Origin of the sequence: Pantoea alhagi (assembly GCF_002101395.1) — a bacterium.
In the GTDB taxonomy this organism is placed as follows: domain Bacteria; phylum Pseudomonadota; class Gammaproteobacteria; order Enterobacterales; family Enterobacteriaceae; genus Mixta; species Mixta alhagi.
On the sequence record NZ_CP019706.1, the window covers coordinates 1,941,431 to 1,956,977 of the forward strand.

The window sequence follows — 15,547 nt, forward strand, 5'->3', positions numbered from 1 at the left end:
CGAACTCACACAGGGATAGACAGGTGCGCCATATTCCATTGCTGTTTCTTTGTCTGTTGTTACAGGCGTGTACACAAACGCAACAGGGGCTGGTTGATACCGCGAAGCTGGCGGTAATGGGCCCGGACGATGTCACCGTATCGGATGAAAAAATAGAATCACTGCCTTACGCCAGCATGTATTTGCGTATCAACGGCGGTCAGCGCATCTTCCTGGTGCTGGGCTATGCCGAACAAGGCCAACAGAAATGGGTAACGCAGGATCGGGCGATGCTGGTCACGCAGCAGGGCCGTCTGGTGAAAACCCTGGGCCTGAGCGACAACCTGCTGGAAGTGGATAATTTACAGCAGGATCCTTTAGCGCATCCACTGCAGATTCGTGAGGGCGAAAGCTGGACGCGCATCATGAGCTGGACAGAGAACGGTCAGCTGCGCGCGAGTAGCGCGACTTCACGTTTTAGCCGTGGTCATGATGAAGTACTGACGCTGGCGGGTCAAAAGATCCCCTGCCGGGTCTGGCATGAAGAGGTGACCATCGCCGCGAACGGTACGGAATGGAAAAACACTTTCTGGGTTGATGCCATCAGCGGCGAGGTGCGTCAGAGCGCACAGCAGGTGGGAGCGGATACGCTGCCGGTCGAGATCACCATTCTGAAGCCAGCAAAATCATGAAAAACATCCTTGCCTTAGCCAGCCTGCTTGGCGGCCTCGCATTTAACGCGCTGGCGGATAGCCAGGTAACGATTTATTACCCCAACGCATCGCAAACCGCCGTGGTCAGTGATGCACAAACGCTTTCTCAATTACTTGCCAGTCCGGCGGTGAAGGATCGAAGCTGGTGGCCCGGTACGGTCATTGCGGAGTCGCTGGCAACGGCGGCGGCGCAGCAGCATTACCAACAGACGCTGGCAAGATTACAACGCTGGGCGGCAAGCGAAGAGGGCGAACGCGCTGCGGCGATCAATGCTGTGTTGCAACAATTAAAAACGGTGCGGGTAACCGGCAGACAATTCACCTCGCTCGATCCTGACTGGATACGGCTACGTCCGGAGGCCAACCGGCGTCTGGAAGGAGAGTACAGCCTCTACACCCTGCAACGCCCCACCAGCATTACGCTGGCCGGCGCCATTGCCGGCAGCGGCAAAGTGGTCTGGCAGCCGGGGCGCGATACGCGTGATTACCTTGTCGGTCATGCGCGCCTGAGCGGCGCAGAGCGCAATGTGGCAACGGTTATTGCTCCAGACGGCGCTACCCGGGAAGTGCCGGTAGCCTACTGGAATCATCGTCATGTCGAAGTCGCGCCGGGCAGCATCATCTATCTCGGCTTCTCTTCCTGGGCGCTGCCGGACGAATACCACGACCTTAACCAGCAAATCATCTCTGTTTTGACGCACCGGATCCCTGACTGATGAAAACAAACATGCTTCTCAGCCTGCTCGCTGTTTGCGTAGCGGCTGCCTGCCAGGCGCAGGCGGCAACGTGGGGCGAACCCATTGGCCCGTCACAGTCAGATTTCGGCGGCGTTGGCCTGATGCAGGTGCCAACGGCGCGAATGGCTAAAGAGGGCGAATTCAGCCTCAACTATCGGGATAACGATCAGTATCGCTTCTATTCCGCTTCGCTGATGCTGTTTCCCTGGCTGGAAACCACCGTACGCTACACCGATGTGCGCACGCGGCTATACAGCCGGGTGGAAGGCTTTAGCGGCGATCAAAGTTATAAAGATAAGGCTTTTGATATCAAGCTGCGGCTATGGCAGGAAGGTTTTTGGCTGCCGGAAGTGGCAGTGGGGACGCGCGATTTAGGCGGCACCGGGCTGTTCGACAGCGAATATCTGGTGGCGACCAAGGCCTGGGGACCGCTCGACTTTACCCTGGGCATTGGCTGGGGCTATCTCGGCAACAGCGGCAATATTAAAAACCCCTTCTGTTCCTATGACGATAAATTCTGCCATCGCCGTGAAGGCTTTGGCTCAGCAGGCTCGGTCAACGGCGACGAACTGTTTAAGGGACCGGCATCGATCTTCGGCGGCATTGAATATCAGACGCCGTGGCAGCCGCTACGTCTGAAGCTGGAGTATGAGGGCAACGACTATCAGGGCGACTATGCCGGACGGCTGGAGCAGCGCAGCAAAGTCAACGTCGGCGCTGTCTATCGTCTGACGGACTGGGCCGATATCAACGCCAGCTATGAGCGCGGCAACACCTTCACCTTTGGCTTTACCCTGCACAGCAATTTCAATGCGTTAAGCACGCGCCATCTCGACAGCCGCAAGCCGGGCTATCGTCCGCAGCCGCAGCCGGAAATCCTTCAGCATACGGCGGTAGCTAATCAGCTGACGCAGCTGAAATATAATGCCGGACTGGATGCGCCGAATCTGCAGGTGAAAGGGCGTACCCTCTATGTTACGGGCGAGCAGGTAAAATATCGGGATACGCAGCAGGGCGTCGATCGTGCCAACATTATTCTGATGAATGATTTGCCGGAAAATATCGATACGCTGCGCGTAACCCAAACGCGCTATAACCTGCCGCAGGTCACCACGGAAACCAACGTCAGTAGCCTGCGTCAGCAGCTGGAAGGCTACCCGCTGGGGCATGAGCAGCCGCTGGCGCAGCGCCGCGTGGATCCGGTCGATCCGGGTAAAACCGAGCAGGGGTACTATATTGAGAAAGGGCGCTTGAGCTATGGCCTTTCCCCGGTACTGAATCAGTCGGTTGGCGGTCCCGAGAGCTTTTATATGTATCAGGCGGGCATTAATGCCAACGCCGATTACTGGCTGACGCAGCATCTGCTGGTAGGCGGCGGCCTCTTTGCCAACCTCGCCAACAACTACAACAAGTTTAATTACGATGGTCGGCCGATCGACTCCTCGCTGCCGCGTGTGCGTACCCATATTCGCGACTATGTCGAAAACAACGTCTATGTTAATAACCTACAGGCGAACTGGTTCCAGTACTTTGGCAACGGCTTTTATGGCCAGATGTATGGCGGTTATCTGGAGACCATGTATGGCGGCGTAGGTGCAGAGGTACTCTATCGTCCACTTGATGCCAGTTGGGCGGTTGGCGTAGACGCGAACTACGTTAAACAGCGCGACTGGGACAACATGATGAAATTCACCGACTACAAAGCGCCGACCGGTCATCTGACCGCTTACTGGCAGCCGTGGTTTATGAATCATGTGCTGGTGAAAATGAGCGTGGGCGAATATCTGGCGAAGGATAAAGGCGGCACGATTGACGTCTCAAAACGCTTCGACAGCGGCGTGACGGTGGGCGCTTACGCTACCTTAACCAACGTCTCCGGTGACGAATATGGCGAGGGCGATTTCACCAAAGGGTTCTATATTTCTGTGCCGATGGATCTGTTTACCGTTACCCACAACCGTGGCCGCGCTCAGGTTAACTGGACGCCGCTGACGCGCGATGGCGGACAGATGCTGGGCCGTAAATATCAGCTGTATGACATGACCAGCGACCGTGATATTCACTTCCGCTGATTAGCGCTGCTGTTCAGCGTTGCTGATAACGCTCTGGCTCTGGTCAGGGCGTTTTTTTATGTGCGATATAATGTGATGTTGGTCACATTCTGTCATGATGTCAGCTCGGCAGATGCCGGTTACCACGCAAGTAAAAGGACATAACAATAAGTAGTGAGAAAATGATAGCCACCGTCCTGCAATGGATATTGAACATCGGTCTGCTGTTTCTGGGCCTTATTCTGATCGTCTTTCTGGGCAAAGAGACTATCCACCTGGCGAATGTATTACTGAATACCGGCGAAGCCGCCTCGGCCTACTTGCTGGTGGAAGGCATTGTCATCTGGTTTCTCTATTTCGAATTTATCGCCCTGATCGTTAAATATTTCCAGTCGGGCTACCATTTCCCGCTGCGCTACTTTATTTATATCGGTATAACGGCCATTATCCGGCTGATTGTGGTCGACCATAAAGATCCTTTCGACACGCTCTGCTATTCTGCCGCTATCCTGATTCTGGTTATTACGCTGTGGCTGGCTAACAGCAACCGGCTGAGGCGCGAATAAAAAAAAGGCGGCCAACAGGCCGCCTGAATATACACAGGACACAACTTAGCAGTGGCAATAACAACAAAGGCAACAGTGGCAATAAAAATCGTTAACCCTTCACGCCGCCAGCGGTCAAGCCGCTAACCAGCCAGCGCTGCGCCAGCAGGAACACCAGGGTAATCGGCAGTGCAGACAACACCGCTGCCGCGGCAAAATCTCCCCACAAATAGTTCTGCGGATTCAGATACTGCTGCATACCCACCGCCAGCGTATAGCTGTTTACATCACGCAACAGCAGCGAGGCGACGGGCACTTCCGTCACGGCAGCGATAAAAGACAGAATGAACACCACGGCAAGAATAGGCACAGAAAGCGGCAGTAAAATTAAGCGGAAAGCCTGCCATGGCGTTGCGCCGTCCAGCGCCGCTGCTTCTTCCAGCGAACCATCAATGGTTTCAAAATAGCCTTTAATCGTCCAGACGTGTAAGGCGATACCGCCGAGGTAGGCAAAAATCAGCCCGGCATGGGTATTCAGGCCGATAAAGGGAATATACTGTCCCAAACGGTCGAACAGAGCATAAAGCGCTACCAGCGAAAGTACAGCGGGAAACATCTGAAATATAAGCATTCCTTTCAGCAGCGTTGTCTTACCGCGGAATCGCATACGCGCAAAAGCATAGGCACAGGTTGTGGAAAGCGCAACAATCCCAACGGCAGTTATCGCGGCAACTTTTACTGAATTCCACAGCCACAACAGCACCGGAAAAGGCGGCGGGGTAACGCTGCCATTTTCGTGCGTGACGGTGAAACCCAGCGCCAGCTTCCAGTGGTCCCAGGAGATATGTTCCGGCAACAGACTGCCGATCGCATAGTTGCCGGGACGCAGCGAAATCGCCAGCACCATCATCAGCGGATACATAATCAGTACAATAAAGCCGAGCAGCAACAGATGCGTCAGCGCCAGCCGCAGCTTCTGTGATTTGGGTTGAACCATCGCCATCTCTCGCTCCTTAATCTGTCTTAATGCGGGTGAATCGCAGGTTAAACAGCGCCAGCGCGCCGACCAGCAGGAAAATCAGGGTGGCGATAGCGGCTGCCAGGCCGAAATCCTGACCGCCGCCGCCTTCAAAGGCGATGCGCCAGGTGTAGCTCACCAGCAGGTCGGTATAGCCTGCTGGCGTGGTCGTGCCGAGCCGGTCGGGGCCGCCGTCGGTAAGCAGCAAAATCAGCACGAAGTTATTAAAGTTAAAGGCGAAGCTGGCAATCATCAGCGGCGTCAGCGGCTTAACCAGCAGCGGCAGCGTAATGCGGAAAAAGTTTTGCATCGGCGTGGCGCCGTCCAGCGCTGAGGCTTCATACAGGTCGTCGGGAATCGCTTTGAGCAGCCCCATACACAGAATCATCATGTAGGGATAGCCAAGCCAGGTATTCACAATTACCAGCATGGTACGCGCCATTGCCGGATCGCTGAACCAGGCGGGTTTGATGCCGAACAGACCGTCAAGCATCATATTGATCTCGCCAAAGCTCTGGTTAAACAGCCCTTTGAAGATCAGAATGGAGATAAAGGCCGGAACCGCATAGGGCAGGATCAGCAGCAGACGATACACCGCACGTCCTTTTAACGCTTCCCACTGCATCAGGCAGGCCAGCACCATGCCTACCGCCACGGTCAGCAATACCGTGAGCGCGGCGAAAATTACCGTCCAGATAAAAATAGCGATAAAAGGCTGCTGAATTCCCTTATCGGTCAATACGCGCAGGAAGTTATCCCAGCCCACCGCCACCGTATAGCCGGGGCTGAGTTTTTCACTGGTCCACTGCTGACTGGCATCTTTGGTCTGCCAGAAGCCGGTATCGTCATTGGCATACCAGACTTTGCCGGTCTGTTTGTCGGTCAGCGAGTTATCTTCGCCGAGGCGGTAGCGCGGCTGAGTGCCAGAGAACTGACGCAGCGAACTCATACGCAGCTGCGTACCGTCCGGTAAATGTGCCGTTAGCTGTGAAAGTGCCTGACGATTTTGAGTGATATCACGCAGCATGGCGCGCTCACCTGCCGGTTCTTGCCGGGTTTCGGTAAGAGTAAGCGTTTGCTCACCTTTTCCAGAGAGGGAAAAGGGCGGGGTAATAAACTGTTTATTTTCCGGGCTTTTCAGCAGCAAGCGCCACGTTTTATCCGTGGTTGACCAGAGGGAGAATGCGTAGCTGTCACCCGCCTGGAACTGACGATCCAGCAGTACCTGACGCGCCCGCTCAAAAGAGAGCTGGTTAGTGCTGCTGTAGTTGGTAAACGCGATAGCGATGGTACAGGCCAGCGGAAACAGCACAAACAGCACCATGCCTGCCAGCCCGGGCCAGACATAGCGCCACGCCTGAGCCCGGCGGCGGAAGAAAATAATCAGGCCGCTGCTGAGCAGAATCAACGTGACAATAGCGAACAGGTATTCGCCCTGGGCATACATCAGAACAACCAGATAGCCGGTTATCATCACACACAGGGCAAGAACCAGCCACTTCAGGGCGTCACGCTGCCACCACAATGCGGATTTTGCCATTTCAGGTTCCTTCTGCAACTGATGAAAAGAGGGGCGAGCCGCAGCATCGGGCCACCTGACGAACAGAGCCGCAGGTGGCCGGGAGCAAAACGATAGCAAGCCCTTACTTGGTTAAGCGGTTTTCCGCATCTTTCAGCGCGGCTTCCACCGTCTGGCGACCATTGATCGCATTCAGCACCGCGTTACGCTCGGCGTACCAGAAGGCGGACATTTGCGGCACGTTCGGCATGATCTCGCCGTTCTGCGAGTTTTCCATGGTGGCGGCAATCTTTTCATCCTTTGCCAGCTTATCCTGATACGATTTCAGCGCCACGGCACCCAGCGGCTTGTCCGCGTTCATTTTCGCCAGGCCGTCATCGGTCAGCAGATAGTTTTCCAGGAACTCTTTCGCCAGCTCTTTGTTCGGGCTGGCAGCGTTAATGCCCGCGCTCAGGACGCCAACGAATGGCTTTGACGGCTGGCCTTTAAAGGTGGGAAGCAGGGTGACGCCATAATTGATTTTGGCGCTTTCGATATTATTCCATGCCCAGGGACCGTTAATGGTCATCGCGGTTTCGCCTTTATTAAAGGCCGCTTCGGCAATGGCGTAATCGGTATCCGCATTCAGATGTTTATTTTTAATCAGGTCGATCAGGAATTGCAGACCCTGCTGTGAGCCCTGATTATTAACGCCAACCTTTTTCACGTTATAGCTGCCGTTCTCTTTCTCGAAGGCGTAACCGCCGTTGGCAGCAATAAGCGGCCAGGTAAAATAGGGTTCCTGCAGGTTAAACATCAGCGCGCTTTTGCCTTTGGCGCGCAGCGCCTTGTCCAGTGCCGGGATCTCTTCCCAGCTTTTAGGCGGATTGGGCAGCAGATCTTTGTTATAAATCAACGATAGCGACTCTACCGCCACCGGATAACCGATCAACTTGCCGTTAAAACGCACCGCGTCCCAGGTAAAGGGATAGATTTTGTCCTGCAGCGCTTTGTCTGGTGACACTTCTGCCAGCAGGCCCGATTGCGCATAGCCGCCAAAGCGATCGTGCGCCCAGAAAATAATGTCCGGGCCATCGCCGGTGGCCGCAACCTGCGGATATTTCTCTTCCAGCTTATCAGGATGCTCAACGGTAACTTTAATGCCGGTATCCTGCTCAAACTTTTTGCCGACTTCCGCCAGGCCGTTGTAGCCCTTATCGCCATTAATCCAGATGACCAGCTTGCCTTCTTCGATCTTCGCCAGCGCAGCGCCCGGTAACAACGCGGCGCTCATGGCGCATAACAACAGCGTTTTGCTATTAAGTTTGAACTTTGACATTTCCCTTACCTCTAAACGTGAGTGGTTGTCGTTAGGCAGGAGTCTGCTGATAAGCGACGGCTGACTCATCCTCCCTGTTCCTACGCCCCACCGGCCAGAAGTGTGATCCCTTTAGCTTTTTTGTCGCTTTCTGCGTGCCAGCACACAAAAAACAGCCCCTTTTCCTGCCGTTTCGATCACGAAAAAGCGTGACGGGTCAGTCAGATCCCCCTTTCCGCTACAAACTCATCCTCCTGCCTCCTCCCCCGTAAAAAAGCGGATGGTGGAGGATTTTTCCTCCCCCGCCTTCGCGCACACTTCCTGCCATTCAAAGGAAGTCCTGGAGATGGGAGAGGCCAATGACGAATGTGGTGCTGAAAGAGGTCACCAAATCCTGGGGCGATGTGGTGGTATCAAAAGATATCAACCTGTCCATTGCCGAGGGGGAGTTCGTGGTGTTTGTCGGGCCGTCAGGCTGCGGCAAATCAACGCTGCTGCGCATGATTGCCGGACTGGAAGAGATCACTTCCGGCGAGCTGACTATTGGCGGTAAACGCATGAATGAAGTGCCGCCAGCCGAGCGCGGCGTGGGAATGGTCTTTCAGTCTTATGCGCTTTATCCCCATCTGACGGTGGCGGATAACATGTCATTCGGCCTCAAACTGGCCGGTACCCATAAAAAAGAGATCCAACAGCGCGTTTCGCAGGTAGCGGAAGTGCTACAGCTGGCGCACCTGCTGGATCGCCAGCCGAAGGCGCTCTCCGGCGGGCAGCGCCAGCGTGTGGCGATTGGCCGTACGCTGGTGGCGGAACCGCAGGTATTCCTGCTGGACGAACCGCTCTCTAACCTGGATGCCGCGCTGCGCGTGCAGATGCGCATCGAGATTTCCCGTCTGCATAAGCGCCTGAAGCGCACCATGATTTACGTCACTCATGACCAGGTCGAAGCGATGACGCTGGCAGACAAGATTGTGGTGCTGGAAGGTGGACGTATCGCCCAGATCGGCAAACCGCTGGAGCTGTATCACTATCCCGCTAACCGTTTTGTCGCCGGTTTTATCGGCTCGCCAAAAATGAACTTCCTGCCGGTAAAAGTTACCGCGACCGCCATCGATCAGGTGCAGGTAGAGCTGCCTAATCGTCAGCAAATCTGGCTGCCGGTAGACAGCACCGATGTAACGGTCGGCGCCAATATGTCGCTGGGCATTCGCCCCGAACACTTGCTGCCCAGCGAAGTGGCAGACGTCACGCTGCAGGGCACCGTGCAGGTTGTCGAGCAGCTCGGCCAGGAAACGCAAATCCATATCCAAATCCCTGCGCTGCGTCAGAACCTGGTTTACCGCCAGAACGACGTGGTGCTGGTTGAAGAAGGTGCCCAATACGCCATCGGATTGCCGCCACAGCGTTGCCATCTTTTCCGTGAAGATGGACGCGCCTGCCGTCGGTTACACAGCGAACCCGGCGTAGAAGCACACATAACAGTAAAATCATAACAGGAGAACAGCGATGTTAACGCGCTCTAAGTACCCTCTGGCCGTGGCAGTGGCCCTCGCAGTGGTAGCACCGCACGCCAGCGCGGTGGATTTCAAAGGTTATGCCCGTTCCGGCATCGGCTGGACCGGCAGCGGCGGTGAGCAGCAGTGCTTCCAGGCAACCGGCGCTAACTCTAAGTACCGTCTTGGCAACGAATGTGAAACCTATGCGGAAGTTGAACTCGGCCAGGAAGTGTGGAAAGAGGGCGAGAAAAGCTTCTATGTCGATACCATGATCGGCTACAGCGTATCGCAGCAGAACGACTATGAAGAAGATTCCCCTGCGGTACGTCAGATGAACGTGGTGGGTAAAAACCTGTTTGATGCGCTGCCGGGTGCCAATATCTGGGCCGGTAAACGTTACTACAAGCGCCATGATGTCCATATGATCGACTTCTACTACTGGGACATCTCCGGTCCTGGCGGCGGTATTGAAGATATCGATCTTGGCTTCGGTAAGCTGTCGCTGGCCGCTACCCGCAGCAGCGAAGCAGGCGGTTCCTCAGTCTTTGTTACTGGCAATACGCGCGGCACGGCTAAAGATCGCGCCAACGATATTTTTGACGTGCGTTTAGGCGGTATGGAAGTGAATCCTGGCGGCTCGCTGGAGCTGGGCTTTGACTACGGCAGCGCGAACGATACCGAAGGCTACAGCCCGAATGTTGAAGATGCCTCTGACGATGGCTGGATGGCCACTCTGGAGCATACCCAGACCTTCTACGGCACCAGTCTGAATAAATTCGTTGTGCAGTACGCCACCGACGCGATGACTCAGAACCGCAATGGCCGCCCGGGCACCGCTGAGAATAACAACGGCTCGATGATCCGTGTGATCGACCACGGCGCGATTGACTTCAACGATACCTGGAGCCTGATGTATGTGGGTATGTACCAGGACGTGGATCGCGATAACGATAACGGCACCACCTGGTACACCGTAGGCGTGCGCCCGATGTACAAATGGACGCCGATCATGAGCACCCTGCTGGAAGCGGGCTACGATAACGTGAAGTCCCAGCGCACCGGCGACCGCAACAGCCAGTACAAAATTACCCTGGCTCAGCAGTGGCAGGCAGGCAACAGCATTTGGTCACGTCCGGCGATTCGCGTGTTCGCTACCTACGCCAAGTGGGATGAGAAATGGGGTTACTCGTCCAGTGATACCAGCAGTGACAACTATGTTGCAGGCGTCGCTAACAATACCGCTTTTAGCGATACCAGCGCCCGTACCTTCAGCCGTGGCGACAATGATGAAGTTTCCTTCGGTATTCAGATGGAAGCCTGGTGGTAATAAGACAACCTGACAGGGCATAGTCAGCCCTGAGTCCTGCCTTAGCCCGCCTCCCTATTGCCTGAGAGAGGCGGGTTTCTCTTGAGGATAACAAAATGAAAAAACATCTACTCGCGCTCTGCCTGTTTCCGGCCCTGAGTTTTACCGTGCTGCCAGTTGTCGCCGCCAGCACCAGCCTTAATCCGCAGAATGTGGCTACCGCGCCGTCGATCGCCCCGGAAAAACTGCAGCGCCTCTCCTGGCTGCCGCTGGCACCGCCGGTGAGCCAGGACATTGCACTGAATACCGCCTCGGCCAGCCTGAATGAAGGCGATATCAGCGGGCCGGTTGCCGCCGTTGCGCTGCCCGCCGATCAGGGATCGCTGGAAGTCACACTGGCCAGCATCATGAAAGATCAACGTGTTTATGCGCCGAACGTACTGGTGCTGGATAGCCAGTTGCAGCCTGCGGCCTTTTTCCCCAGCAGCTATTTCACCTACCAAAAGCCAGGCATTGTTGCCACTAACCGGCTGGAAGGCACCATGAAGCTGACGCCGGTGCTGGGACAAAAACAGATTTACCTGTTGATCTACACTACCACGCGCGATCTGGCGCAAACCTCCACTATGATCAACCCGGCAAAACTTTATGCGGAAGGGGCAAGCAATGCCATTCCTGACGTGCCGGATCCGGTGGTACGGCACGTTAATACCGGCACGCTGTCGCTAAAAGTGAAAAGTGAGCAGAACAGCGGCAATATTATGATCGGCAAGTTGTTCGGCTCTGGTGAGTCGAAACCTGTGGTGGTGGGCAGCGCCAATGCCTCTACGGGATCGGCTCAGCCGACCATCAGCACGCCGGCACCGATGGCCGCGCCTGCGCCAGCCGCGCCGGCTGCGAAGTCTGAGCCGATGCTGAACGACACCGAAAAATATTTTAACGACGGTATCCGTAAGGCGGCAAAAGCGGGTGATATTGATAAAGCGCTGAAGCTAATGAACGAGGCGGAACGTCTTGGCTCCACATCGGCACGCGCAACATTTATCAGTAGTGTGAAAGGCAAGGGATAACATCCCCATATTGCTGATCTTGCTGGACGATTGGTGCGCCGACGGCGCACCCTTTTTTGCCAGGTTTCCTGTTTAACTCAGTTGCTCTGCGTTGTTAAGAGCAGTTTATTAATCCCTCTGTTTTTTCACCTATATTGTGTTAGACCATATTTAGATTTGCGTTAAATAATAATGCCCGTGCTAACTTATTTACCCGCTAATTATTAATGGTGAAGTTATAAATTATACTGCCTCATTAAATTATTTATGGTAATGAACTATTTTAAATGATCATTTTATGGAAAGTGCTTTAGTTTAATATGCATAACGACTCCGAAAATGATGACAAAGGCGCAGCACAGCATAGTTACGTTCCACAAGTAATAAAATGGTTGCATCCAGGTCGTTAAACTTTCATCCTTACCATTAAAAAAGTCATATAGTTCATTATTCTTTTCAACGAAAAGAATTTTCTTTTTTCTTTTTAATCCAAGAAAAAAATAGATAACAGGTACAGCTCCAAAAAATCCAACAAGGCAGTGAAATGAGTAGGGCGCAGGAAAAATAGCCACCTGTATGTGAGCCAACAGCTGCGCATATAACACCTCCCGCTCCCGCTGTGACTATACCAATAGCAGCGCAAGCGGCCAAACCAGCAGTTGCTCCTATAGCCCCGGAACCAATGCTTGTTGCTGTGCTTAATGTGAATTTCGTATATTCTTTAAAAGCGCTTCTTCCGCACTCGTTTTCTCTTCCTGTCGAGCAGGCCTTCATCACATCATTGGTTATCCGCGTTGAGTTTCATAAACATGCTTAGTGCGCGGGCTCGCACCACAGAATTGAGTCATCTGGGAAAAGAGCAGAACTCGCGCGACACCAGGGGATTCACGATGCAGCAATATTAATAGCGGGCATCGCGCCCGCCGGCAAAGCTGACAATCAACGTTTTCGTTTGAAAATCTTATCACTAATAATGAAAGCAACTATCAAGAATATGAACGTGGTTACATGTGCATAATCTTCCCAATAGTTTGCCGCAACAATGAAGAACAAGATGGTAATGCCAATAGGCAAATGGATTCTAAAGATTAACCTGTGTAAATCATTCCAAAATACCTTAAGGATTCTCTTCATCGCACTAGTCTTATAATATCAGACACAATGTCTTGATCGCTTTTCATATATTGGTTATGTACATCAACTCTATCAATAACTGGTTCAATCAACCAGTATAACATTTCCAGATTATGGTTATAGAGATCTCTATAGTAGCGGGAGTGCTTATGTAAGAGCCGTCCGGCGGCTTGGGAAGCAACTTGCAGATATCCATAGGCACCAATGATAGCAACCCCTCTGGTAGCCCAGGCCGTTAAAGCCCCCTCAACTGAAACTTTCATCCCGAGACTTGTGGCTACCAGGGCAGATACAGAGTAAGCGACAGATAATCGTGTTAGTGTTGAAGAAGTAACAAACGTACCAGACATAGCAAGGATTCGAATGATATTTCGCATTCGTTGGTCTGAGAGATTTTCAAACATATAGTTAATATATATTTCAATCATCTCCCTGATAATATCATTATGTTTAATAAGCCTAAACACTGCTTTTGCAAACCTAATATCTTCTTGTTTTAGCTTGGTACATACATCCTGATAATTATCCATAAAACAGGATGAATACCATGTTGCCCGGGTAAAGCCACTATTAATTAATTGTGCCTGTTTAAATGCTTCTTTTTTTGTCGGCGGGGTTGGCCCTCACCTTCCCCCTACCGGGTTTGAACCAGCGACCAGGCGATTAAAGGAACCATTGAGGCTTCACGCCGAACCGGTTCGAAAGCGCCTTGATGTGTGAGATCGTCAGGGAGCGCTGGCCGGAGAGGATTTGGCTCACCAGCGATTTTGAGCCGATCTCATTCTTCAGGTCGGAGTAGGACAGCTTATGCTGGTCAATCAGCGTGCGCAGCAGCGCAACGCCCACCGGCATTTCTGCGACTTCTTTGTTGAACTCCGCAAAGCGTTCGCTGTTGTCTTCATAATCGGCGATTTTGGCCGCCAGGAAGTCGAGCAGCGGGTTTTCGTCGTCGTGGTCAATCAGGTAGTCCACCAGCGCCAGCGCGTCACGGTAGTCTTTCTCTGAGGTGCTGCCCCCCAGCAGGGGGACGGCAGCTACCAGTAGTTTCGTTGCTTCGATAGCTTTAGTGGTGTCGGCGATCATTCTTTGTTCTCCCGATAGTAGCGAGTCAGCTTATCGTATTCAGCGTGGGTGGCGTTGTGCTTCACGTAGAAGAGCTTATTCACGAAGTTGATGTAGGCGATTACTCGCAAATTGTTGCCCCCTACATCTAAAACCCACCATTTGTTACGGTACTTAAAATTGTCCAGGCTTGGCACGGCGGCGCGCAGTTCATCGGGCGTTTTGAAGTTTGTTTCGCGTACCAGACGATACAGCGCCTTGATGGCCGTGGCATCGTTAGGAAATGACCGCGCCGCTTGCTCAAATGGCTCTTTTGAAATGACGTGCATTAAGTGATTCCGTTCAGGCGTTCACATTATGTAAACACTATGATGCACTATAGCCCTGGCTGCAACAGGGATTACTATGCTGGTGTGGATGGAGTTTCGCCCGCCGCAGCGGGCATGTTTTACAGGTCGAAGAGAATGCTGGACTCGTCGCGGGATCGCTTGCTGGTGGGGTCTTCAATGCCGTGTTTGGATAGCAGTCGGCGCAGCCGGTAGATGGTAAGCGAATCCTCGCGCCGCAGCTTCTCCAGCTCGTTAATCTTGGTGGCCTGCTGTGTGTTCAGGCGCAGATAGGCGCGCTGCTCCTGTAGGAGCGCGTCCGGATCGCCGACTCGATGCAGCATGTACGCCAGCAGCCCGCGCTCTGCATCCATATCGGCTTCGTGCTGCCAGGTACTGCCGGAGAGCGGGTATTTCTAAAAAGTTGCCGGGCCTGAAAATCCAGCGTACCGGGTTGTTCAACGACACAATATCCTGGCGCAACATGACGCTTCATGCCTCCATCTTCCGTTGATGTTATGTGGTTTTACCGCGTTAATAATATGTATGCGGAAAAAATATAAAACAATATCCGGGTAATCATGGCTAACCTTGTAGGCATGCTATTGATTTTGCCATGAATATTCTCCTGTGAAAACCAGACCTTAAGCCAGACTTAAAGAGAGGAAAACGATGCGGTGAAAGATGCATTGCCATCTGTTTTCCATGTTGTTTTTCTGCTGCGTTGCGTGTTCTGCGTAAGGCTCTGCGCTACACTATGACACCTGTTTTTTACCGGAGATGCCGAATGTCCGATAACGCGCTTTCCCTGCTGCGCGCCATTGCCTGGCTTCCCACCTCATCGCCTGCGCTGTCCGCACCGCTGCTCGACTGGCTGCTGGAAGAAGATTCGATGACGAAGCGCTTTGAGCGCCACTGCGGGAAAGTTACCGTGGAGCCACAGTTTGAAGGTTTCGTCACTGCTGATGATATCGCTGAAGAGCTGCCGTTCCTGCCGCTGGAGCCGCGCTACTGGCTGCGCGAGATCATCTTATCGGGTGACGGCGTGCCCTGGCTGGCTGGCCGCACGGTGGTGCCGGAATCGACGCTGGAAGGGCCGGAAATGATGCTCAGCCAGCTGGGCACACGTCCGCTGGGCCGCTATCTCTTCTCTTCCTCCACGCTCACGCGTGATTTTATCGATCCCGGTATCTCTGCCGCGCTGTGGGGACGTCGCTCGCGTCTGCGTTTATCGGGCAAACCGCTGTTATTAACCGAACTGTTTTTACCTGCTGCGCCGCTTTATCAAAGCCTGTCTGGAGAACCAAGTGAGTAA

The 15,547-nt window shown here is 53.5% G+C and carries 16 protein-coding genes; 8 read left to right on the plus strand and 8 right to left on the minus strand.

Annotation, left to right across the window (positions count from 1 at the left end):
* Nucleotides 1-23: 23 nt before the first annotated feature.
* From B1H58_RS09105 to psiE, 4 genes are all read left to right on the plus strand, one after another.
* Nucleotides 24-671, plus strand: coding sequence for a YjbF family lipoprotein (locus tag B1H58_RS09105; protein WP_085069607.1), 648 nt, complete (start codon nucleotides 24-26; stop codon nucleotides 669-671).
* Nucleotides 668-1,408 carry a capsule biosynthesis GfcC D2 domain-containing protein gene (locus B1H58_RS09110; protein ID WP_085069609.1) on the plus strand — a complete coding sequence of 247 codons (741 nt, stop codon included), beginning with the start codon at nucleotides 668-670 and terminating at the stop codon, nucleotides 1,406-1,408. The genes B1H58_RS09105 and B1H58_RS09110 overlap by 4 nt, the downstream gene beginning before the upstream one ends.
* The gene (locus B1H58_RS09115) at nucleotides 1,408-3,501 is read left to right on the plus strand and encodes a YjbH domain-containing protein (protein ID WP_085069611.1); all 2,094 of its coding nucleotides are present in this window, start codon (nucleotides 1,408-1,410) and stop codon (nucleotides 3,499-3,501) included. The genes B1H58_RS09110 and B1H58_RS09115 overlap by 1 nt, the downstream gene beginning before the upstream one ends.
* A gap of 161 nt (nucleotides 3,502-3,662) precedes the next feature.
* On the plus strand, nucleotides 3,663-4,046 hold the full coding sequence (psiE, locus tag B1H58_RS09120) for a phosphate-starvation-inducible protein PsiE (RefSeq protein WP_085069613.1): 384 nt from the start codon (nucleotides 3,663-3,665) through the stop codon (nucleotides 4,044-4,046).
* 91 nt (nucleotides 4,047-4,137) lie between these two features.
* Here psiE and malG read toward each other — a convergent pair whose 3' ends face one another.
* The 3 genes from malG to malE all read right to left on the minus strand — a co-directional run bounded on the left by malG (nucleotide 4,138) and on the right by malE (nucleotide 7,880).
* The gene (gene malG / locus B1H58_RS09125; protein ID WP_085069615.1) at nucleotides 4,138-5,028 is read right to left on the minus strand and encodes a maltose ABC transporter permease MalG; all 891 of its coding nucleotides are present in this window, start codon (nucleotides 5,026-5,028) and stop codon (nucleotides 4,138-4,140) included.
* A gap of 10 nt (nucleotides 5,029-5,038) precedes the next feature.
* Nucleotides 5,039-6,583: a maltose ABC transporter permease MalF gene (malF, locus tag B1H58_RS09130; protein ID WP_085069617.1), complete on the minus strand. Its 1,545-nt coding sequence runs from the start codon at nucleotides 6,581-6,583 to the stop codon at nucleotides 5,039-5,041.
* A 103-nt stretch (nucleotides 6,584-6,686) separates the two neighbouring features.
* Nucleotides 6,687-7,880 carry a maltose/maltodextrin ABC transporter substrate-binding protein MalE gene (gene malE, locus B1H58_RS09135; protein ID WP_085069619.1) on the minus strand — a complete coding sequence of 398 codons (1,194 nt, stop codon included), beginning with the start codon at nucleotides 7,878-7,880 and terminating at the stop codon, nucleotides 6,687-6,689.
* Between the two features lie 338 nt (nucleotides 7,881-8,218).
* On the opposite strand from malE, the gene malK reads away from it, so the two are divergent.
* The 3 genes from malK to malM all read left to right on the plus strand — a co-directional run bounded on the left by malK (nucleotide 8,219) and on the right by malM (nucleotide 11,731).
* Complete coding sequence (malK, locus tag B1H58_RS09140) at nucleotides 8,219-9,352, plus strand: maltose/maltodextrin ABC transporter ATP-binding protein MalK (RefSeq protein ID WP_085069620.1); 1,134 nt, start codon at nucleotides 8,219-8,221, stop codon at nucleotides 9,350-9,352.
* A 13-nt stretch (nucleotides 9,353-9,365) separates the two neighbouring features.
* Entirely contained in the window at nucleotides 9,366-10,682 is a 1,317-nt protein-coding gene (locus tag B1H58_RS09145) for a maltoporin (RefSeq protein WP_085069622.1), read from the plus strand.
* A 95-nt stretch (nucleotides 10,683-10,777) separates the two neighbouring features.
* On the plus strand, nucleotides 10,778-11,731 hold the full coding sequence (gene malM, locus B1H58_RS09150) for a maltose operon protein MalM (RefSeq protein ID WP_085069624.1): 954 nt from the start codon (nucleotides 10,778-10,780) through the stop codon (nucleotides 11,729-11,731).
* Nucleotides 11,732-12,006: 275 nt separating this feature from the next.
* Here the strand turns inward: malM and B1H58_RS20595 are convergent, their stop codons facing one another.
* From B1H58_RS20595 to B1H58_RS20600, 5 genes are all read right to left on the minus strand, one after another.
* Nucleotides 12,007-12,315 carry a hypothetical protein gene (locus B1H58_RS20595; protein WP_157130160.1) on the minus strand — a complete coding sequence of 103 codons (309 nt, stop codon included), beginning with the start codon at nucleotides 12,313-12,315 and terminating at the stop codon, nucleotides 12,007-12,009.
* A 525-nt stretch (nucleotides 12,316-12,840) separates the two neighbouring features.
* A complete protein-coding gene (locus tag B1H58_RS09165; protein ID WP_085069627.1) occupies nucleotides 12,841-13,374 on the minus strand; it encodes a hypothetical protein in 534 nt (177 codons plus the stop codon).
* A gap of 133 nt (nucleotides 13,375-13,507) precedes the next feature.
* A complete protein-coding gene (locus tag B1H58_RS09170) occupies nucleotides 13,508-13,927 on the minus strand; it encodes a helix-turn-helix domain-containing protein (protein ID WP_085069629.1) in 420 nt (139 codons plus the stop codon).
* Nucleotides 13,924-14,235 carry a type II toxin-antitoxin system HigB family toxin gene (locus B1H58_RS09175; RefSeq protein ID WP_085069630.1) on the minus strand — a complete coding sequence of 104 codons (312 nt, stop codon included), beginning with the start codon at nucleotides 14,233-14,235 and terminating at the stop codon, nucleotides 13,924-13,926. The genes B1H58_RS09170 and B1H58_RS09175 overlap by 4 nt, the downstream gene beginning before the upstream one ends.
* Nucleotides 14,236-14,354: 119 nt before the next feature.
* Nucleotides 14,355-14,606: a hypothetical protein gene (locus B1H58_RS20600; protein WP_157130161.1), complete on the minus strand. Its 252-nt coding sequence runs from the start codon at nucleotides 14,604-14,606 to the stop codon at nucleotides 14,355-14,357.
* Between the two features lie 413 nt (nucleotides 14,607-15,019).
* Between B1H58_RS20600 and ubiC the strand changes: the two genes are divergently transcribed.
* Nucleotides 15,020-15,547, plus strand: a complete 528-nt coding sequence (gene ubiC, locus B1H58_RS09185; protein ID WP_085069635.1) for a chorismate lyase — start codon at nucleotides 15,020-15,022, stop codon at nucleotides 15,545-15,547.